Source organism: Acidobacteriota bacterium, assembly GCA_035471785.1.
In the GTDB taxonomy this organism is placed as follows: Bacteria; Acidobacteriota; UBA6911; order RPQK01; family DATIPO01; genus JANQFM01.
Genome location: DATIPQ010000036.1, coordinates 1 through 20,161 on the forward strand (window position 1 = coordinate 1; position 20,161 = coordinate 20,161).

Here is a 20,161-nt window from a genome sequence, read left to right on the forward strand (position 1 = left end):
TTTTGCAAGGGAGCCGTCCTGCCCTCTTCCGGATAACACTGCACGGTCCTTTGGTTCTAGAGTAGGATGTTGCGGAAATCCATTGAAACATCGACTTGCTCGAGACGGAAGGGGTTAGACATCGATGCACCTTGACGAGGCAAAGCTCGGACAGCTTCGCACCTCGCTGCAGGGCGAGCTGCTCACTGCCGGGGATCCCGGATACGAAGGTGCCCGCCGTATCTGGAATGCCAGGCTCGACCGCCGCCCCGCGGCAATCGCCCGTTGCGCTAATGCTACCGATGTGCAGTCGGCAGTCGATTGGGCAAGGAAAAACGGCATCCCGGCAGCCGTCCGGGGCGGCGGACACGATTTCTCAGGCCATTCGGTCTGCGAGGGCGGATTGGTGATCGACCTCTCGCACCTGACCGCAGTCAAGGTGTATCCCGACCGGAGGGTGGTGTCGGTCGGGGGTGGCGCCACCTGGGGCGCCGTCGATCAGGCCACTCAGGCTTACGGCTTGGCGACAACCGGCGGAACCGTGTCGACGGTAGGGGTGGCCGGCTATGCCCTGGGCGGAGGCACGGGCCACTTGACCCGCCGTTTCGGGCTCGGACTCGACAACCTGCTCTCGGTCGAGATCGTCACCGCCGATGGGAAGCTCCGTAAGGCCGACCAAGATGAGCACTCTGACCTGTTCTGGGCTGTGCGAGGAGGAAGCGGCAATTTTGGAGTCGTCACGGCTTTCCAGTTCCGTCTTCATGAGGTAGGCCCAGAGGTGCTGGCCGGACAGACGATCTATGCGCTGGAGGACGCGGCCCAAGTTCTGCCCTCCTACAGTCGCTTCATGGCCCAGGCGCCTGACGAGCTCCAGTGCTATGCCTTCATCGTTCCCATCCCTCCCCTCGACGTCTTTCCAGAGGACCTCCATGGCCACCCGGCGCTCGACCTGGTGACGGTCTACAGCGGGCCGCCGTCCCATGGCGAGGAGATCATCAGACCGCTACGGACCGTGTCCAAGCCCATCCTCGACGATGTGGGTGTCCGCAGCTATGTGGAGGCTCAAACGATGTTCGACGCGGGAGCTGCCAAGGGCAACCGCTGGTATTCCAAGGCTCATTACCTGGACGGACTGTCGGACGAGGCTATCGAGACCGCACTCAGCCATGCGCGAGACCTGCACGGGGAGTTCACCATGGTCTACTTCGAGCCGCTGGGAGGTGCGGTGGCCCGGGTCGATCCTTCCGAGACCTCATTCTCTCACAGGGACGCCGCCTACTCTTTTCACGTCCTGACCGGATGGGCGTCTCCTGAGCGCGACGACGCGAACATGGCCTGGACGCGGGACTTTCATCAGGCCATGGCTCCACACGCCCGAGGCGGCGTCTACGTCAATCTGCTCAGCCCGGACGAATCCGAGCGCATTCCCGAAGCTTATGGAAGCAGCTACCCGAAGCTGTCGCGACTCAAGGCACGATTCGACCCCGGCAACCTCTTTCGATTCAACCACAACGTCCCGCCCAAGCGAATCACGTAGCAGACCAACCCTCAAGCGCTGTTTTCCTTTTCTTCGTCGCTCAACCGGGGGGGTGGCGCGTTCTTATCAGTAGGTCCGTCAAGGCGGCGGATTGAAAGGAGGACGATGCTGCTCAAGATTCAGAGCGCTTATGTGGAGGGCATCCAGGCGCAGTTGATCGACGTCGAAGTCGACTATTCCGTCAGCGCCAAGCCCCGCTACCACGTGGTGGGCCTTCCCGACACGGCCATCCGCGAAAGCGGCGAGCGGGTGCGGGCGGCCATCCGCAACTGCGGACTCTACTATCCCAGCTCGGGGACCATCACCGTCAATCTGGCGCCGGCCGATTTCAAGAAGGAGGGAAGCTGCTACGACCTGCCCATCGCCTTGGCCCTGCTGGGAATGAGCGACGCCCTGCCTCCACGATCCCTGCGCGGCTGGCTCATCCTGGGCGAGTTGTCGCTGGACGGCAAGGTGCGTCCCATCAAGGGCGCTTTGCCGGTGGCGCTGAGCGCCCAGAAGGCCGGAGTCAAGCGGCTGCTGCTTCCGCCGGGCAGTTCCGAGGAAGCCGCCGTGGTGGACGGCATCGAGGTCTTCTGTGCCGAGACGCTGCCCCAGGTCTGCAAGATGCTCGAGAACGACCCCGTCAGCGACAAGCCCGTGCAGGTCCGCAAGCAGGACCTGACCAACCCGCCCGGCCTTTACCGTCCTGACTTCGCTGAGGTCAAGGGCCAGCAGTCGGCCAAGCGGGCTCTGGAGGTGGCCTGCGCCGGCGGCCACAACATCCTCATGATCGGCCCGCCCGGCTCGGGCAAAACCATGCTGGCCAAACGCATCCCTTCCATCCTGCCCCGCATGAGCTTCACGGAAGCGCTGGAGACCACCGCTATTCACTCGGTCACCGGACTGCTCAGCTCTCGGCGCCGATTCCTGGTCGAGCGTCCCTTCCGGGCGCCCCACCACACCATCTCCTTCGCCGGACTGGTGGGCGGCGGAGCCGTCCCGCGTCCGGGCGAGGTGTCGCTGGCTCACAACGGCGTCCTCTTCCTGGACGAGCTGCCCGAGTTTCAGCGTCACGTGCTGGAAGTCCTGCGCCAGCCGCTGGAGGACGGCGAGGTCACCATCAGCCGCGCCGCCCGCACCCTCACATTCCCTTCCCGCTTTATGCTGGCGGCGGCCATGAACCCCTGCCCCTGCGGCTATCACGGCAGCGCCGTCAAGCAGTGCGCCTGCACGCCGCCCCAGATCCACCGCTACCGCAGCAAGATCTCGGGTCCGCTGATGGACCGCATCGACCTGCATATCGAAGTGGCCGAAGTGCCTTACCGGGAGCTGACCGCCAAGCCTGACGGCGAGCCGTCCAAAAACATCGCCGCCCGGGTGCGCGAGTCGCGCCGCCTTCAACTCGAGCGCTTCAAGCGCGAGGGCGTCTACTGCAACGCCCAGATGGGCCCCCGCGAACTGGAATCGCTATGCGGACTCACCCTCAGAGCCCAAAACCGCCTGCGCCAGGCCATCGAGCGACTCGGCTTCTCGGCCCGCACCTACGACCGCGTCCTCAAAGTGGCCCGGACCATCGCCGACCTGGAAGCCTCCGACATCCTCTCCGCCACCCACATCTCCGAAGCCATCCAATACCGAACCCTCGACCGCCACGACTGGACCGACCCCGGCTGACAAGGCATGCAGACGTGATGCTGAAACCCGGACTCTTCAGTTGCCATGATCAGAGGCTGGACAAGTCGGAGAGAGCTGGGAGGGGTCGATTTCAGCCGACGGGGTGCCGTTGAGTCGCTTTTGGACCGAGCGGCGGCAAGCCTCGTCGAGCAGGTCTTGAGGATGCCAGAGAACGCTGCGCGCGGTTTGCTTGGAGGCTACGGTCAAGAGACGCTCCCTGGATCCGGGGTGGAAAGCGACTTGAGCGACCCTACCATCGTTTTCGATCTCCGCGATCAAGCGCCCTTGGCGCCACTGCCACACCTTCGCGCTGAAAGCAACCGCGCCAGCTAGATACAGTCCGTCGCGATCGAAAGCAAGGTCCTTGACGATGCCTCCCGCTTCAAGCTGCCTCTCTTCTTCCGTCGCGGGAGCCCAGATCCGGATGCGGCTGTCCACGGCCAAGGCGAGCCACCGGCCTCGGGGACCGAAGGCGATATCGGCGACCGGCTTGTCGTAACTGCGCTGCGATTGCAAGAGGGGCTGATCAGCGAGTGACGACCACAACTCGATCCGGCTTCCACGGGCCAAGACCAACTGCTCCGAATCGGGACTGAAAACGAGGGACCGGATCGGTTCCGGCCCTTCGATAGGCAATTCGCGAAACGAGTCAGCCGCGGCTGACTGTCCCAAGAAAACCTTGGGAGGACTCTGGTTGACCCCGAGGGCCAGTCGTCCTCCGCGACCCCAGGCCGCGCGGCTGAACCCAGGCCCTGGAATAAGCGTTGCAACCGTGTCCTGGCCAGTCCACAAAACGGCTCCCCCAGCCGTTGAGAGCAAGACCCTCTCGCCGTCGGGGCTGACGGAGCAATCCAGGATCTGGTTGGCCTGGCCCGACGAGATGAGAAGCCGCCCGGAACCCTCCCTTGAGTTCCACAGGCTGGCCTGGGAGCTTCGACCGCAGAGGACAAGCCGGCCTCCGTCCCCGCTGTAGGCCATGGCGCCGATGCTGACGTCATGCGTGTAACGGCTCCGCTCCCCGCTCCCAAGCGGACTCCAGGAAGCCATCAGGCTTGGATCGGCGAGCTGCCCAGGCTGGCTGATGGTGGCCAGGTTGCCGGCATCTTGAAAGGCCACCGTGTGGACGATTCCTGGATGATCGATACGCAATACCGGCTGGTTGGACCGAAAGTCCCAAACCTCGGCGTTGAAGTTGGAAAGCCCCAAGGCCACCAGGCTGCCGTCGGGGCTGAAGTCGGCCGAAACCACGTCACCAGGGTCGGTCATGAGCACATCCTTTCTAATCGGATCTGGTGCTCCCTGGATGAACTGATGCTCCCAAATGCTGCCGCTGGCTCTTCCCCTGACCTCAACCACCTTGACCCCCGACAGTCCGCCGATGGCGAGAAGGTCGCCGTCCTGTGAATAAGCGAGGACCTGAATGAGGCCTTCCCTGGGGAGGAGCAGTTGCAAGGGCTGGTCCGCGCCGCGCTCCAGCAGGTAAACCCGAGAGCTGAGTCCATCCTCCAGGAGGACGGATACCGCCATGTGACGGCCATCGGGACTCAAGGCCACCCTGTCGGGCCCAATTTCATCCTCGGCATAACAGTGGGCCTTGGTCCTGACCTTCTCGAATCGCCCGTCGCGCTCCCGCCACTCTTCCACGCCGTCATAGCCAGTTGCCGCCAGAACGACCTCGCCCGAGGTCTCTACCATGGAAAGCTTCTCGGGGCCCACCTCATGATGGAGGGGCTCTCCGACCTGCGGGGTATCGCTATCGATATCGATGGGAAAGGTCTCGCCCCCCTGAGTCAGGACGGCCAGCAACTTCCCCCGGGGGTGAAAGACCGCCCACGAAATGTCGTCGGACTCTGCAAGATGACCGGACAGAGGCACCTCCCGCGGCGGGTTGCCGCTGTCCCAATCCCAAACCAGCAGCCGCTGGCCGCCGAATGCCCCCATGCGCTTCTTCAGGGGATGCACGGCACCCCCAATCAACTTCTCTTCAAGCCTGGCTTCGGCCAGTTGCTCGGGAATCAAGGGCAAGACCTGGAGCAGAGCCTTCTGGGCTCGAACGGTCTTCGATTGGGGGAAAAAGGGCCAAACGGCTCTGCCGTACATGTTATCTAATGCCAGGGAACTCCTGACGGCTTCAGCCGCCCAGAGGGCCTTGGCGCTTTGAGGTTGTTCCGGTTTCGCGGCCTCGGTCAAGAGCGCCTCGATGCGCTCTCCCTGGCGGACCAGCCAGATCTGTCCCAGAGCCAGCAGCGTCCCGACCAAGACCAGGACCGAGGCGGAGGCCAGCAAGATCCTCTTGCGCCGGTACCACTTGCGACTCTCCTTGATGAATTCGCGCTCAAGAGGAGTTGGACTTTCGTGCTGGGGACTGGGGCGGGCGAGAAACGTCTCTCCGGCCTTCAATTCGACCTTGTCGCTGATCAGCATGCCGCGCCGCCGCTTGGCCCGTTTCCATTTCAGTGCCTCATTGCGGAAGTGATTGTGTGCCTCAAGCCAATCCCAGTCGCTTTCGATGGCCGTCAGCAGCTCCCCGAAGGCCTTCTCAAACTCGTCCTGCTCAGTGGCGAAGATCCAGTTCAAGTCGTGAATCTTGGCAGGCCAGGCTTCTACAGGATCGTCGGCCTCGGGCTTTACGCGCACCAGAGGAATGATGCGCTTCTCATTCTTGACAGCATGCTCCATCTCCATAGGCACCACCTCCGAGGCGGCAGAGTCGGGCGAGAGGACGCAGATGAAGGCGGGTGCCTCTTCGATGGCATTGAAGATTTCCCTCAACCACTCTCGGGAAGGCTTGATGTCCTTCCAATCCACCCAGATTCCGTAGTCAGCCTCAAGCCGTTTGCATAGGGCCTTGACGAACGGTTTCTGCTCCCGCGCGTAACAGATGAAGAGATCGGGCTCTGCTACGTCGGAACCAGCCGAAGGCTCTTTTACCGTCGGGTCGCTTGTCTCGGGCACGGCGGTCACCTCCTTGGTGCGGCAGGCGCGGGCTGGAAGACCCAGAAGCGGCGAGGATTTTGGGGGCCGGCGGCGAAACTGTACCGGTTGAGTTCCAGCATGTCGCTCCAGCGGCCGGCGAATTCGTCCCAAAGCAGGAGCCGCTCCGGGGCCAGGCCGCTGAGGCTCCAGCTCAGTTCTACGCTTTGGGCTGATGGAGGCGTCCGCACCTCGAACATCCATTGGCGCCCGCTGAAGCCGGACGGTCTTCTCTCAAGGCCGCGGACGTCGGCGGAGAAACGCGGCCATTGAGCGCTCCACTCCGGCTGCGGGAAGTAGAGCGTGAGACCGTGAATGGAGGGCGCCTCCCGCTGGTCCAGGGGGTCCAGTCCATCCTCAGCGGCCGAATCGACCCCCAGAATGTTGTGGTCGTCGGCCAAACTGCCGGAGACCGCCGAGAGGCGAAGAAGCCATCCCCGCGGGCGTGCGGACGGCCGCGCCACCCTGCCTTTGGGCATCAGGGATTGAGCGGGAAGCATGCCGCACAAAGGCGGGATCTCGATGAAGGGGTCGCCGTCGCTGGGGCCAAAGCCACCCTGGAACAGTTGGGCTTCCAGGTGCTCCTGAGTCAAGAAGAACCAGTATCCCCGAGCGGGACGCATGCTTGCTTCGGGTTCCAGTCCAACGGCCTCTGGGGCTTGTCCGCTGGGTCCGAAGCCCAGCAACTGGGAGGAGGCGCCTGGCGGCAGCCGCTGGGCGATGCAGCCCCACTCGAGTTCGAACTGAAAGGGGCTGGAGATCTGCTGCCAGCCTGCGTCGCGCTGCAGGGGGAGAAAATAAGGTGCTCCCGAGGCATCGTTGACGATGCCCTCCACGCTGGACGATGGCAGTCCTCCGCCCACGATCAGCCAGAAACCTCGGCCGGGATCGAAGTCGAAGAAGGGATCGTCTTCGGCCCAGGGACGGTAACGGGCTTGGGCGGTGTCGTATCGAAAGAGAAGCCAAGTCGAGGGGCCCGGCTCTTGACCAATCAACCGGCTCAAGAAGGAAGCCGGACCCACGCCTGCCAGGGGACTGCCCACCATCCGGTAGCCCGCCACCGGATCGGCCAGTTGAAAGGCGGCCGGCTGGGAAAGTGTGAACGTTGCCGGCTGAAAAGGGGGAGCTTCGTAGGCGCCGATGTCGCACTCGCCCAAGGTATTCCGGTCCGGATCGCCGTCAATCCCGCGTCTCCCTCCACGCTGGTCGAGGCGAGAGCAAGAGCTGCTTTGGGCCTGATCGATGGCGGGGCTTCCGGGCATCAGGGCCATTGTCAGAGCCGCACCCTCAATCGAATCGTTGTTCTGCAGGGGGCCCAGCCGGGGCTGGTCGCTCATCACGTCATCTGGATGGCTGGATTGGCATTGGGGCGAAATCAGATTGCCGCCCAGCGTTACCAGACGCGGGCCGGGACAGACCCGCGGACTGTTGGCGAAGAACAACGAGTTGGAGAACTCGACCCGGGACTGGTTGTCGGGCAACCCTCGTTCAGCCAACCCGCCTCCGGCCGATGTGTTGTCGACAACGGTGCAATGGTTGAGAGAGATGACCTGAGTCACTGTGGCGATCAACTCGAAGGCGCCGCCACCAATCTCGGCGTGATTGCCGTGGATAGTCGCGTTCCTCAGGTCCAAGGATGCATTGATGAGGGCGAAGGCGCCCCCCGCCTCGGCGGCCTGGTTGTCGAGGAAGGAGCTGGAGCTGATTTGGCTCACCTTGCCCGCAGGATTCCGCAAGCTGACAGCACCCCCCGAACAACCTTCCGCAAGACCGCAGCCAGCCAGGGCCTCATTGTCCCTGAAGACGCTGTTGCTCACCATCACCGAGGCGCCCACGGCCGCCAGGCCCCCTCCTCGTCCGGCGACATTGCGTGTCACCTCGCTGTCGCTAACCTTCAATTCAACGAGGGGAAAGGAAAGGCCCGGCAACGCTTCAACACGGATGCCGCCTCCCTCCTCAGACCCGGCCTCCCCGCCCTGGATCACCAGGCGCTTGAGTCGGATCACCGCCGCTTGAAGATCGCTGATGCGGATATCGATCACCCGGTCGCCGAGGCCCTCAGCCGAAATCAAAGCCGGGAGCGTGCCCTCGGCGCGTATGGTCACCGAGTCGGTGATGTCGAGGTCTCCCACGAGTCCTTGGTTCTCGCCGCCGCCTTGAAGGGTCAGGAGGTAGCTCCTGCCGGAGGTCAAGAGGATTTCATCGGGCCCTGGGTTGGCATTGGCAGACAGCACGGCTTCGCGCAGCGAGCAGGAGGCAGGCAGGCAAGGGCCAGCGTTCCTGTCGGCGGTCATGGTGACCCTGAATTCAGCCGCTTCGAGCGGTCCGGCCCAAAGAGCGATGAAGGCCGCGGTCAGGAAGCAGAGAGGTCGGATTATTCGAGGCATAAGTGCACCTCAAAAGTCGAAATGGATGGCGATCGAGGCGATATTGCGACGGTATTCGAAGGCCTCGATCGTCGAGTTGTTGAACTGTCCCAGATAATCCGCCTGAAGCCGCAGGTAATCGTTAAGAGGACGCCGAAAGGTGAACTGGATCTGGTGGCTGTCGTCCTGGCGAATGCGCCCAAGGGGGTCGAGGTTGATGGGGAAGGGATAATCTTGGTGACGGAAGGCGTAGCCGATATCGAGGCTGGAACGCCCGGCTAGCGGGAAGCGGCAGCCCAATTCGAACTGATGGCCGGAGTACTGGAAATCGTTGCCGGAGACCCTCTCGGGATTGTCCTCAATGTACTTGTACCCGAAATAGAGATGCCTCTGAAACCCGTCGAGCAGCCAAAAGTAGCGTCCGCCGGCCTCCTGGCTGCGGCCGTCGCGCTGGGGATCGAAGAAGTCGATTCGGAAATCCTGGTCGGTGTACTGATAGAAGGCTTCGACGTAGCCCGAGGAACCCAGGAAGAAGGCTGCGAAGGGCTTGAGGTAGATTTGACGCAGGTAGTCTTGGCCGCCCAACCTGTAGAAGGGCGCTCCTCCCTCCACTCCCAGGCGAAAGCCTCTTCCCGCCCGCCAGGCGGCTTGCAGGCGGGGACGGTGGGACTGAAGATTGAAATCCTCCAAGTCGGAGTGGCGAGTGTAGAGGAAGTCGTATTGTGCGCGCAGGTATCCGGCCTCGCCGTTCCACAATTCAAGACCCCCGCCCGCCGTCACCACCAGGCGAACGTCCGCCTCATCGGTGGGCCTGCGGAAGACAGGGCTTTCTTCAGGCTGGAGGAGGACGTTGGAGTCGTATTGGGTTCCCGCTGAGAACCGCAGTTGCCACAACTTGCCGGCCTTTGGAGCCGCTCCGGAACCGAGGCCTTCCAGACTGGCGATGAGACCACGGGCTCGGACAGCCGTCTCAGACTCTGGTGCCTCGCTGACGACGGTGCGGAAGGTCTGCAGGGCTTCTTCCTCGCGTTCCAGCCCAAGATAGGCCAAACCGATGTGGTACCTGGCTCGAAGTCGGATCTCAGAATCCAACTGAGCAGCCCTCTCTAAGTAAGCCACGGCATCGTCGAATCGCTTGAGTCGATAATGGCATATCCCCCCCTGCAGATGAAGCAGGGCAGAATCCCGGTCCCCGGAGCGTGCCAGCGCGAAAGTCTCCAGTGCCTCAGCGCCACGACCGCTCAGGCACAGCGCGGTTCCCAAGTCGGCGTAGGCCCGGCTAAGGCCCAAACGTCGGACCGGGGCCTCCTCGAAGTCGCGGATCGTCTGGCGCAGATAGGGAATGGCCTCTTCCAACCGTCCCAGCCTGGCCAGGGTCAAGCCCGTGTAGTAGACCGCCAAGTCGAAGGGGTGCGATTCAGCGGCGCCCCGGCGGAAAAACTCCAGGGCCCGGCTGAACAATCGGCGGGCCTGGCTCGGGTCCTGGCTGGCGATGGCCTGCTGAAAATAGTCCAGCCCCTCCCAGTAAGCCTGCATCGAGCGCTCTTCGGACCTGTCGGCGGAGTCCTCTTGGGGTCGAGCGGACAGCGTCCAGGCGCCCAAGAGTATCGACAAAAGCACGAGAGTTGCTCTCTTCACGGCTCACCTCCGGGGAGGTTCAGGCGGGTCTGGAGGCGGGGGCAGTTCGCGTGGCCGCGGCTGATCCCAGACCTGATCCTGGAGATTGACGCCGGGCGGGCGGGTGAGAAAGAAGGAATCGCCCCAGGCCGGAAAGGCGGCGTTCAGATCGAGCCGGTCGAGCGGGCTTCCCGTACCTATGATGCGGGTCGCATCCACCAGTCTTAAATAGAGGCTCTCGTCGATCCGTCCAGGCGGATTCGGATCAGGTCTCTCTCTCCCTCTGATGCGAGTGTAATAACGGGCCCGCAATGGGACGGCGTCGGGCTGCAAAGCCACGGCGAAGACACGCGTGACGCCGTGGACTCCGACATAGAGGCACTGATCGTCGAAAGTGTTCCAAGGCCGTCCGCAGGCCACGATGAAGCTGCTGAAGAATGTCTCCGCGCGATTTTCCCCTGCCCACAGAGTGCATCTGCCACCCTGCGAATTGACCTGGATTGCGCCCTCCTCCAAGCGTGCTTGGTCGACGGTTTCGAGCGGTAACGTCGCCCCGTTGGAAAGGGAAAGACTACATCCATCGTTGAGCCTCACCATCAGCTTGGCGCTGGGTCCTGTCTTTAGTGTGTCGCTGCTGTGGACAGCATCGGGGACCCGAAGTACTGTCTCTTCCCCATCTCGCTCACATCGCGGACCACGTACCGCAAGCCTGGCATTGCCTACCTCATCCTGAGCCGCGAGAAAAACGCAGGCCGCCTTCAATAGCAGCACCCATTGCAGCAGATAGCTCACTTTACACAGTGTCTGCGTCTTCATCTCGCTCTTCCCTGGACTGAGCCAATGAGTTAAGAAAAGTTAGGCGATATTATTCATAACGTCGCAAGCCGTTCGAATACCTCATTTAAGTGAGTGACTCCACCTCCATTCTGCTTCTGACGGCACCTCGGACAGAAACTTCCGCTGCCGGCGGCCTAGACGTGTTGATCGACGAGAATGGGATTTCCGTCTGGATCGACAATCACGAAGCTCGCCGGGCCGGTGGAGTTCTCGTCCGCTTCTGTCGCCATCTCTACGCCGCGCTCCTTTAACTGGCGCTGAAGGTCCCGAACATCGGTGAATTCTTCCAGCGGCTGGGCTTCGCTGTTCCAGCCCGGGTTGAATGTGAGAATGTTCTTCTCGAACATGCCCTGAAAGAGCCCGATGGCGTGTTCGCCGTTCTTCATGATCAGCCAATTCTGCGATGGGTCTCCGGCGAAGACTGCAAAGCCCAACTTTTCGTAAAACGCCTTAGAAGCCTCGATATCTTTCACGGCCAGGCTGACGGAAAAAGCTCCCAGTTCCATAATTGCCTCGCTCTCAACGCGCTACTCTTGCAAACCTCGACTTGAGGGGCTAGAGTACAAGTCAAGTCCGTTAGTTTCACCTACGACTATGGCCTGCGTAAAGGAACTTGTGCCTTCTTGCGGCAAGGTGTCCCGATTCCCAAGGCGAGATCCTGGAGTCATTATTCATGAGCGATGAGATTACTTTTGAAGGAACACATGGCCCCTTTTCGGCTTCTGTGCAAGCCGCCAGCCGGAGCGAGTTGGTCGAGTTCGCCAAGAACCAGCCACCCCGGGGACCTGTCGAATTGGGCGACTTTAACCTCAAGCTGGATGCAGGCGAGCAGTCGGTGTCCTTTAAAAACGGCGCCGGCAGCGTCACCTTCGGCGCAACCGCCGGCGTCTTCGCCCAACTGGGACTCTATCCCGATCCGGCCAGAATCCTATCCGCCATCGATCTCAACGCGAACGTTTCTCCTGCCCTCAACCTCGAGGCTGAGGCCAACAGCTACTACGCGGTCATCAAGGCCGGCTTCAACGCCCAAGCCAAAGCCAACGGATCAATGGCCCTGGCCACCGGATTCTCAGCCTCTTTCGGCGCACAAGCTGACGCCGATGGCCTCTTCGCCGTCATTCAGCGATTTCCGGACGATACCGGGGGACTCACCGCGGTTCAGAAGACCGCCGACAACTGGCGGCTGCCCCGCCAAGTGGCGAAGGCCAGCGATCTGGCACCCGGAAGTTGGCTGATCACGGAAGTGGGCGGAAAAGTGGGAGTTCAATTAGGCGCTACTCTCGGCTACAAGTTCAACTGGATACGCGAGGCTAAGCTGGCGGGGCTGACGGGCGATATCGGCTTGCGCCTGCAGGTCGGCGCTTCGGTCAGTCTGGGTTTCAGCGCCTCCGGCCGCTACGCCGTGGTCGTCAGCCGCGAGACGGAGGCCGAAGAGGTTCGCTTTCGGCTCTTTAAGCAGTCGCAAAAAGGCATCAACTTCGCCCTCAGTCTGGCGGCCACCGTCAAAGCTGAGACCCCCCTGCCCGACAGGGTAGATGACCTGGTCAAGGCCATTTTCGGCGTGCAGGCCCTTCAAGTCATCCAGGACATCGAGGAGTGGACCAATCCCGACATTTCCACGGCCCAACTGCTGGCCGAGAAAATCGGCGATTTCGCAGTGGAGGCGGTTGGAGAAATCACCGGAATCGACCCCGAAACGGCTTTCGAGCAGGCTCGGCAGCGGCTGCTCGACTTGTTTGACAAATGGAACAACCTGCCCGGAGAGCTGTCTGCCAAGATCTTGCAGTGGGTTGACAGCAAGGTCGACCTGAATCCGCTCAGGGACGTCCTCAAGAAGATTGCCGGCTTTGATGATGCACAGCTCTCCCAGCTCATCAAGGATCAAATCTCCAGGATCGACTTCGGAAGCGCCCTGGTGGACGAATGGCTGGATCGGGCGGCCGAGGCCGCCGGCGCCCGGCTCATCGGACTGCTCGAAAAGAACGGCCTGAGGGAAGTCCGGTCGCTGGCCCAAAAGACGCTGGCCGTACTGGACGGCTCCGTTTTGGAGGACCTCCTGACGAAAGCCGTTCAGACCATCAACGAACGTCTCAAGCTGAGCGTAATCCAAGAGAAAATCGACGAAACCAGCTTCAAAGAGATCGACTCCTGGCTGAAAGCCAAGCTGTCGGACTTTCTGGACCGGACCTTCGACTTCGAGGACGTGGAAGAGGTCCGCAAGGCCATCAACCTGGTCATCTCCAAGCGTCAGGAATTCTACGAAAAAGCTTTGGCGGCCGCCAGGCGTTCCTACGAGTTCTCGCTCAGCGCAACCTTTCAGAAGACCACCAGCTCCACGGCCCTCATCGACGTCGCATTCGATTTTTCGGGCTCAAAGGAGCAGGACGCCAAAGTGGCTGAAGTACTGAGCCGGCTGGTCGACGGCGATCTCGACCTGGTACTGATCAAGGAAGTTTCCGGAGTCAAGCTGAGCGTGGGAGAACTGACCCACAGCATCTCCAAAGAAAGTCATGTCGAGATCAGTCTTCCCTTCTGGAGTGGCAGCACCAGCAAATTCACCGAGTCGATGGGCGGTCTCACCGTCTCCGACGACGGAGGCCGCCTGCTGCTTTATGACCTCAAGGCCAAGAACAGGGTGCTTTCTATTTCCAAGGGCCGTTCCGTCCGCGACAGTCAATTGATGGTGGGGTTGAAGTATCCGGCGCGACCGGGCCAGCCTGGCATCAGGGTCTTTTCCAGGACGGAAGCCAACTATTCTTACGGGTTTGAACAAGCCGCCCGCATGCCGCTGGATCGACTTCAATCTCAGCTCAAGTCCTACGCCGGCAACTACTTCGGAGACAACCTCAACCCTGGCGGAGACGACCCGATGCCGCTGGCCGACTGGGTCAAGTTGGTGGAGTCAGCCGCCGGTTCGAAAAAGGCCGCCGTAATTCTCTCTATGCAGGTCACAGCCGGGCAGGAACTCCTGGACGCCTGGTGGAAGGCCCCTCGAGATCCCAACGATCAGCTCTACAAGAAACTGTCACAACACCTTCAGTTTTCCTTCCGCGACTTGGTGCTACATTACTACTTCCAGGACCCTGACCGCTACGATAATCTCACCACGGCACAGGTGCTGCTGCTTTACGCGGCCTCGCTGCCCGTGGCCGAGCCCGAACACGGCTGGTATTGGAACTGGCCCGACCGCGGACTGCGCATGCAAGTCTTGAAGAATCCCGGTTCCCAGTCCCGCTTGAAGAGCAAGCTCAAGGGGGCCTGCGACGATTTGAAGGCGGCAGGCAAAGACGGCAAAGTCGGCTTTTATGAGCCCACGGGGGGCAATATCAGCAAGATCTTCCAGTTCGCCGGGGATGACGAAGGGAACAAGGTCCTGAAGAGCCTCTTCCTGAGCGAGTCGCAACTGGTCAAGGGCGCTATCAAGGCGGCTCAGGAGATCGGCCGGTTCCGCCAACAGGCAACCTCCAAACCTCAAGCGGCAGTCAAAGCTTTGACCATCTTCGGCAAGAACATTACCGAGGCCTTCAATGAAGACGTGTCCAACATCTACGTGGACGGAGCCTTGAGGCCCATGGGATCGATGCTCTTGGTGGAGGCCGCCCAAGTCCTCTCAGGAGGTGGTGAGTCCGACTTGAAAGCCTTGCTCGACCTGCGACTGGTGAAGGACAGCGTTTCCCCCTTCCCGCCCCTCAACTTCCCCGAGGACGATCCCGACCTCACGGAAGACGACCTGCTGCTGCATCAGCGTCTGGTGACCGAGTAGCTGAGCGTGACCAGTCCTGTGTCGTAGCGGGTGATGTCTTGCAGGTGAAGGCGGATGTGGCGGTCGCTGTCCGGCAGCAGCGGGATGCCCCGTCCCAGCAAGATGGGGTGGACGGCTACGCTGACTTCGTCGATGAGTCCGGCCCGGAAGAGAGGCTGCGCCAGTTGTCCTCCTCCCACCAGCCAGATGGCTTTGCCGTCCTCTTCCTTCAAACGTCCTACCGCCTGTGCGGGATGTTCTGAAGTGACCGTGACTTCGGGGTAGTCCTGAGGGTCGAGAGTGCTGGAAAAAACGTAGTTGTCCATGCCCTTGTACTTGCGCATTCCATGGCTGAGGCCGAACTCGTAGGTCTTGCGTCCCAAGAGCACCGTATCGACGGTGGAATAGAACTCGGTCATCCCGTAGTCCTGATCGCCGAAGAGCCAGTCGACCCCGCCCTCGGGATCGGCCAGGTAGGCATCCAGACTCATGGCCACGAAGTACTTGACGGTTCTCATCGCCGCTATTGTAGCGGCCGCCCGTGACGCCTACTCGAGCAGCGGACGGAAGCTGTCCTCTTCTTCGGCTTCCAGGTTGCAGTCGCGGATGATGCGGGCGCAACTGTTCCACCTGAGCAAAGCTTCGTCATTGCCTTCGGGACGCATCTTTTCGGCCGCTTCGAACTCGTCCATGGCCCGGCGCAGCCAATGGTAGACGCCGCTGAGCGAGGCGGGCAGATGATCTTTGCGCAGTTGGGCCAGCGCCCGCCGCTCGTAAATGATGCCCTGATAGTAGCGGGCCCGGTACTCGTCGCTGAGCCGCGAGACGACTTCCTCGGCGCGTTTGAAACGGTCGGTCAAAGACGAGGTTTCGAATTGGTCGGTCAGGGCCAGCAGCAAGAGGACGAGGGCCTCCTGATGGTCGGGCTCGATGCGCAGGATGTCGCGGGCGATGCTCTCGGCCTGAGCGGGCTGATTGAGCAGACGATAGCGTTGAGCCTTCTCGAACGCCTTGGGGACGGCCTTGGGGGAAAGCTTCTTAAGTTCGAAATCCATGCCTGATACCTCCAAACTGCAGTCCGCCGAACGGCAGCCGGCGCTCAGGACCTGAAGAGCCGGAACAGGGCCCGGATGGGATCGAAGAAACGGTCGGCGACCCTTTCCTTGAGCGGAATGATGGCGTTGTCGGTAATCGTAATCTCTTCGGGACAGACCTTGGTGCAGCACTTGGTGATGTTGCACAAACCCACGCCCTGAGTCTTCTTCAATTCCTCGAGGCGGTCCTCTTCGTCCAGCGGATGCATTTCCAGACCGGCTACGTAGATCAAAAGACGGGGGCCGATGAACTGATCGTGGAGCCGGTGTTCGCGCAGCACGTGGCAGACGTCCTGGCAGAGAAAGCACTCGATGCACTTGCGGAACTCCTGCACCCGGTCGATGTCTTGCTGGCGCATGCGCCAGGTTCCGTCGGCCTGGGGCGGCCGGGGTTTGAACTTCTTGATCTTCTTTTTGACCTCGTAGTTCCAGGAAACATCAGTGACCAGGTCCTTGATCAGCGGAAAGGCCTTAACGGGTTCAACCACCACCGTCTCGCCGGGGGGCAGAGAGTTCAGACGCGTCATGCAGGTCAGCCGGGGACGGCCGTTGACCTCGGCCGAACAGGAGCCGCAGCGGCCCGCCTTGCAGTTCCAGCGGATGGCCAGATCAGGCGCTTGTCGAGCCTGTATCCGCCGCAGGGCGTCGAGAACCACCATGCCCTCGGATACCTCGGCCGAGTATTCCTGGAAGGCGCCGCTCTCGGACGTACCCCGCCAGATGCGGAACTTCATCTCTGCCATCAGCCCATCTCCTCTATGATTCTCTTGAGTTCTTCGGGCATCTCCTCGATCTCGGTGTGAGCGACCTCCATCTGGCCGCCGGCCCCCTTGCGCACCACCGTGATGTTGCGGCTCAAGTCGGGATCCTTCTCCTGATAGTCGATCCGGAAGTGGGCGCCGCGGCTTTCTCTGCGTCCCAGGGCGGAACGGGCAATGGCCTCGGACACCGTGAGCAGATTCTCCAGGTCGAGCGCCGTGTGCCAGCCTGGATTGAACTCGCGGTTGCCCGTGACCGTGACATGCTCCATCCTATCCCGGAGTTCCGCGATCTTTTCTAAGGCCTCCTCCATTTCCTCCTCGCGGCGGACGATTCCTACCAGTGATTGCATGCACTTCTGCAGTTCGACCTGAATCTGAAAGGGACCGGTCTCCTGGGCCGAGTTCTTGCTTTCGAAGGGCCTGAGCCGGCGTCGTGAACACTCCTCGACTTCCGCCCCGCCGATCTTGCCCACCGTCGGATGCTCCTTGGCGAAGCGGGCGGCGTGACTTCCCGCCCTTTTGCCGAATACCAGCAGATCTGAGAGCGAATTGCCGCCCAGGCGGTTGGCCCCGTGGAGGCCCGACCCGCATTCACCCACGGCGAAGAGCCCAGGGACGCTCGACATCTGGGACTCGGCGTCGACCCTCACGCCGCCCATCATGTAGTGAGTGGTGGGGCCTACCTCCATGGGTTCTTTGGTGATGTCGATATCGGCCAATGCTGCGAACTGGTGGTACATGCCCGGAAGCTTGCGCTTGATGTGAGCCTCGGCGTCGGATTTCTTCTCCTTGATCCAGGCGATGTCCAGGAAGACGCCTCCGTGGGGCGATCCGCGGCCTTGCCTGATTTCACGCACGATGCAGCGGGCCACGTGGTCGCGGGTCAGCAACTCGGGCGGACGGCGGGCCCGCTTGTCGCCCTGGGTGTAGCGCCAGCCTTCCTCGGGGTTGTCGGCGGTCTGATCGCGGTAGAGTTCGGGAATGTCGTCGAACATGAAGCGGCGCCCTTCGCTGTTGACCAGGATACCTCCTTCGCCCCGCACGCCCTCGGTCACCAGAATGCCCTTGACGCTGGGAGGCCACACCATTCCGGTGGGATGGAACTGCACGAACTCCATGTCGATCAGTTCGGCCCCGGCGTGGTAGGCCAGCGAGTGGCCGTCGCCGGTGTATTCCCAGCTGTTGCTGGTCACCTCATAGGCCTTGCCGATGCCTCCCGTGGCCAGCACGATGGCCGGAGCCTTGATGAGGAAGAAGCGCCCCTTCTCGCGGTCGTAGCCGAAAGCGCCCGCCATGCGGCCGTCCTCTTTGAGCAGGTCGGTGACGGTATGCTCCATGAAGAAGTCGATGCCCTGATGGATGCCGTGATCCTGAAGGGTGCGCAGCATCTCCAGGCCGGTGCGGTCGCCCACATGGGCCAGCCGCGGGTACTTGTGCCCGCCGAAGTTGCGTTGCAGGATGCGTCCGTCGGGCGTGCGGTCGAAGAGGGCCCCCCAGGCTTCAAGCTCGCGCACGCAGTCGGGAGCCTCCTGGGCGTGGAGCTGTGCCATGCGCCAGTCGTTGAGGTATTGCCCGCCCCTCATGGTGTCGGCGAAATGGACCTTCCAGCCGTCGCGGTCGTCCACCGTCCCCAGGGCCGCGGCGATTCCTCCCTCTGCCATGACGGTGTGAGCTTTCCCCAGCAGCGATTTGCTCACCACCGCCACCGACACTCCCGCCGCCGAGGCTTCGATGGCGCAGCGCAGCCCGGCGCCTCCCGCTCCGATCACCAGGACGTCGTATTCATGGATGCGTGGTAGCGCCATTTAAAGAATTCTCCAGTCCGTCAGGTATCCCATCGAGCAGGCGCGCACGTAGACGTCAGAGAAGGCCACCCAAAAAAGACTCATCCAGGCCCACAGCATGTGGCGCCGGTTGAGGCAGCTCACGCAGCGGTAAGAGGCGAATTGGGCCGGAGATTTGGAAAGGCGGTCCCGATAGCCGCCCACCAGGTGGCGCAGGGAATGGCAGCCCAGGGTATATCCGCCCAGCAGCACGACGTTGAGGGCCAGCACCAACGTCCCCACGCCGATCCCGAAGGAGACCTCTCCGTCGGCACCCTGGAACCAGAGCGCCTTCCAGACGTCGTGGGAAAGGATCAGCAAAAAGACCAGCGCTAAGTAAAGAAAATAGCGGTGCACGTTCTGAAGAATGAGCGGGAAGGACTTTTCGCCCCGATAGCCCTTCCGCGGTTCGCCCACCCCGCAGGAAGGCGGGTCGGCCCAAAAGGCCTTGTAGTAAGCGCCGCGATAGTAATAGCAGGTCAACCTGAATCCCCCCGGCGCCCACAGAATCAGAAAAGCCGGCGAAAAAGGCAGCCACAGCGGCCACCAGCCGGGCTTGGCTCCCAGCCAGCTATGGGGGGAACCGCCGAGCAGCTCCGGCGAATAGAAGGGGGAGAGGTAGGGCCCGTAATGGTAGTGCTCGCCCTGGAAGGCCGCCCAGGTCGAATAGACGATGAAGGCGGAAAGTCCCGTGAAGACCACCAACGGCTGCACCCACCACAAGTCGCGCCGCATGGTCTGACCGAAGCCGCTGCGCCGCGGCATCGCCTTGGAATCGATGGCCATAGGCTTTGTCTCCCAAAACAGTTCTGCAAAAGGATTAGCAGCGAGAATGGTAACGGCTGAGCAGGCGATGATCAAGGAGTCCGACGGAAAAAATGAGGGCCGTGTCAACGGACGGCTCCGGGGCGAGGTGCAGGATGGCGAATTCACCCCGACTTGGGGGGTGAATCGGGGAATCCGATGGCGGCGCGATTTGTGCCCCTGGAGCGGCTGGAGTAGGTTCCCGGAGCAAGCTCAAAGCGGCGTTTCGTTCCCTCTTCTCCACACCCGGCCCTGCTCTGGCCGTGATCCCGACCTTGGCCGTCGCCATCGGCGCCAACACCGCCATCTTTCAGCGTCATCGAAGGGGTGTTGTTGAGTCCGCTGGGATACGGCGAGGAGGGACGGTTGGTGGCGGTCTGGGCCGTCCGGAAGCGAACGTTCGGTCTCCCAGCGCCGCCGCGAGATCGGACTGCTGCCGGCTCTGGGCGCCACCCGCTTCCTGGGTCAACTGCTTTTCCAAGGTGCAGCCCACCGGCCCGTAGACCTATGCCCGGGTCGGCAGCGGCGGTCGTTTTGGCAGGGGCGCTCTCAGCATGGATGCCGGCCCGCCGCACCACCCGCATCGATCCCGTGAGGGCGCTGCGGATGGAGTAGGCCAAAACAGAATTCATCAGCGTCAGCTCTGCGGTTGTCGATGTCCATTGGACGGGGATAACTGTGGGTTAAGTCCCGGTATAATTCTTGTTCCACCCATCAAACTTCTAACACTTACCCCCTTCAGCCCTGCTCAACTTAAGATAGCCTTAGTTACTATTGCGGCCTTTAGACTCGGGTGCTAGACTTGCCTTCACTGATTCCGCAGGTCTGGTCAACAGTCAGTTAGGGAGTCGTAATTACTGGCAATGTTGGGGCGGTTCTTGCACTTTTTTGTGTGCGTCGGTTCCGCCACAATAATGTCACGGCGGTCACTCGAATCGCTTGCCGACCCGGGGACTGGGATGTCGTTTGTAG

General features: G+C 61.8%; 13 protein-coding genes. 3 read left to right on the top strand and 10 right to left on the bottom strand.

Features of this window, described 5'->3' with window-relative positions; translation table 11 throughout:
* Positions 1 to 124: 124 nt before the first annotated feature.
* Both VLU25_05600 and VLU25_05605 read left to right on the top strand, forming a co-directional pair.
* Positions 125 to 1,516, top strand: coding sequence for an FAD-binding oxidoreductase (locus VLU25_05600; GenBank protein HSR67397.1), 1,392 nt, complete (start codon positions 125 to 127; stop codon positions 1,514 to 1,516).
* A gap of 105 nt (positions 1,517 to 1,621) precedes the next feature.
* A complete protein-coding gene (locus VLU25_05605; GenBank protein ID HSR67398.1) occupies positions 1,622 to 3,172 on the top strand; it encodes a YifB family Mg chelatase-like AAA ATPase in 1,551 nt (516 codons plus the stop codon).
* Between the two features lie 36 nt (positions 3,173 to 3,208).
* On the opposite strand, the gene VLU25_05610 is transcribed toward VLU25_05605, so the two are convergent.
* The 5 genes from VLU25_05610 to VLU25_05630 form a co-directional block, all read right to left on the bottom strand.
* Complete coding sequence (locus VLU25_05610; protein ID HSR67399.1) at positions 3,209 to 6,127, bottom strand: TIR domain-containing protein; 2,919 nt, start codon at positions 6,125 to 6,127, stop codon at positions 3,209 to 3,211.
* 5 nt (positions 6,128 to 6,132) lie between these two features.
* Positions 6,133 to 8,532: a choice-of-anchor Q domain-containing protein gene (locus tag VLU25_05615; GenBank protein HSR67400.1), complete on the bottom strand. Its 2,400-nt coding sequence runs from the start codon at positions 8,530 to 8,532 to the stop codon at positions 6,133 to 6,135.
* Between the two features lie 9 nt (positions 8,533 to 8,541).
* On the bottom strand, positions 8,542 to 10,047 hold the full coding sequence (locus VLU25_05620) for a tetratricopeptide repeat protein (protein ID HSR67401.1): 1,506 nt from the start codon (positions 10,045 to 10,047) through the stop codon (positions 8,542 to 8,544).
* A 105-nt stretch (positions 10,048 to 10,152) separates the two neighbouring features.
* Complete coding sequence (locus tag VLU25_05625; GenBank protein ID HSR67402.1) at positions 10,153 to 10,944, bottom strand: hypothetical protein; 792 nt, start codon at positions 10,942 to 10,944, stop codon at positions 10,153 to 10,155.
* Positions 10,945 to 11,099: 155 nt separating this feature from the next.
* On the bottom strand, positions 11,100 to 11,471 hold the full coding sequence (locus VLU25_05630) for a VOC family protein (GenBank protein ID HSR67403.1): 372 nt from the start codon (positions 11,469 to 11,471) through the stop codon (positions 11,100 to 11,102).
* Between the two features lie 167 nt (positions 11,472 to 11,638).
* On the opposite strand from VLU25_05630, the gene VLU25_05635 reads away from it, so the two are divergent.
* Complete coding sequence (locus VLU25_05635; GenBank protein ID HSR67404.1) at positions 11,639 to 14,728, top strand: hypothetical protein; 3,090 nt, start codon at positions 11,639 to 11,641, stop codon at positions 14,726 to 14,728.
* Here VLU25_05635 and VLU25_05640 read toward each other — a convergent pair.
* From VLU25_05640 to VLU25_05660, 5 genes are read right to left on the bottom strand one after another with little or no spacing between them, the layout of a single operon-like run.
* A complete protein-coding gene (locus VLU25_05640) occupies positions 14,707 to 15,225 on the bottom strand; it encodes a dihydrofolate reductase family protein (protein HSR67405.1) in 519 nt (172 codons plus the stop codon). The genes VLU25_05635 and VLU25_05640 overlap by 22 nt on opposite strands.
* A 30-nt stretch (positions 15,226 to 15,255) precedes the next feature.
* On the bottom strand, positions 15,256 to 15,762 hold the full coding sequence (locus VLU25_05645; GenBank protein ID HSR67406.1) for a hypothetical protein: 507 nt from the start codon (positions 15,760 to 15,762) through the stop codon (positions 15,256 to 15,258).
* Positions 15,763 to 15,806: 44 nt separating this feature from the next.
* Positions 15,807 to 16,544: a succinate dehydrogenase/fumarate reductase iron-sulfur subunit gene (locus VLU25_05650; GenBank protein ID HSR67407.1), complete on the bottom strand. Its 738-nt coding sequence runs from the start codon at positions 16,542 to 16,544 to the stop codon at positions 15,807 to 15,809.
* On the bottom strand, positions 16,544 to 18,367 hold the full coding sequence (locus tag VLU25_05655; GenBank protein ID HSR67408.1) for a fumarate reductase/succinate dehydrogenase flavoprotein subunit: 1,824 nt from the start codon (positions 18,365 to 18,367) through the stop codon (positions 16,544 to 16,546). Before VLU25_05655 ends, VLU25_05650 begins: the two co-directional genes overlap by 1 nt.
* Positions 18,368 to 19,171, bottom strand: coding sequence for a succinate dehydrogenase (locus VLU25_05660; protein ID HSR67409.1), 804 nt, complete (start codon positions 19,169 to 19,171; stop codon positions 18,368 to 18,370).
* Positions 19,172 to 20,161 lie beyond the last annotated feature (990 nt).

What these genes read in the sequence shown, in the direction of transcription:
- VLU25_05635 (HSR67404.1), top strand. Translation starts at nt 11,639, where the DNA reads ATGAGCGATGAGATTACTTTTGAAGGAACACATGGCCCCTTTTCGGCT.
- VLU25_05620 (HSR67401.1), bottom strand. Translation starts at nt 10,047, where the DNA reads ATGCAGGCTTACTGGGAGGGGCTGGACTATTTTCAGCAGGCCATCGCC.
- VLU25_05615 (HSR67400.1), bottom strand. Translation starts at nt 8,532, where the DNA reads ATGCCTCGAATAATCCGACCTCTCTGCTTCCTGACCGCGGCCTTCATC.
- VLU25_05655 (HSR67408.1), bottom strand. Translation starts at nt 18,367, where the DNA reads ATGGCGCTACCACGCATCCATGAATACGACGTCCTGGTGATCGGAGCG.
- VLU25_05605 (HSR67398.1), top strand. Translation starts at nt 1,622, where the DNA reads ATGCTGCTCAAGATTCAGAGCGCTTATGTGGAGGGCATCCAGGCGCAG.
- VLU25_05645 (HSR67406.1), bottom strand. Translation starts at nt 15,762, where the DNA reads ATGGATTTCGAACTTAAGAAGCTTTCCCCCAAGGCCGTCCCCAAGGCG.
- VLU25_05660 (HSR67409.1), bottom strand. Translation starts at nt 19,171, where the DNA reads ATGGCCATCGATTCCAAGGCGATGCCGCGGCGCAGCGGCTTCGGTCAG.
- VLU25_05625 (HSR67402.1), bottom strand. Translation starts at nt 10,944, where the DNA reads ATGAAGACGCAGACACTGTGTAAAGTGAGCTATCTGCTGCAATGGGTG.
- VLU25_05600 (HSR67397.1), top strand. Translation starts at nt 125, where the DNA reads ATGCACCTTGACGAGGCAAAGCTCGGACAGCTTCGCACCTCGCTGCAG.
- VLU25_05650 (HSR67407.1), bottom strand. Translation starts at nt 16,544, where the DNA reads ATGGCAGAGATGAAGTTCCGCATCTGGCGGGGTACGTCCGAGAGCGGC.
- VLU25_05640 (HSR67405.1), bottom strand. Translation starts at nt 15,225, where the DNA reads ATGAGAACCGTCAAGTACTTCGTGGCCATGAGTCTGGATGCCTACCTG.
- VLU25_05630 (HSR67403.1), bottom strand. Translation starts at nt 11,471, where the DNA reads ATGGAACTGGGAGCTTTTTCCGTCAGCCTGGCCGTGAAAGATATCGAG.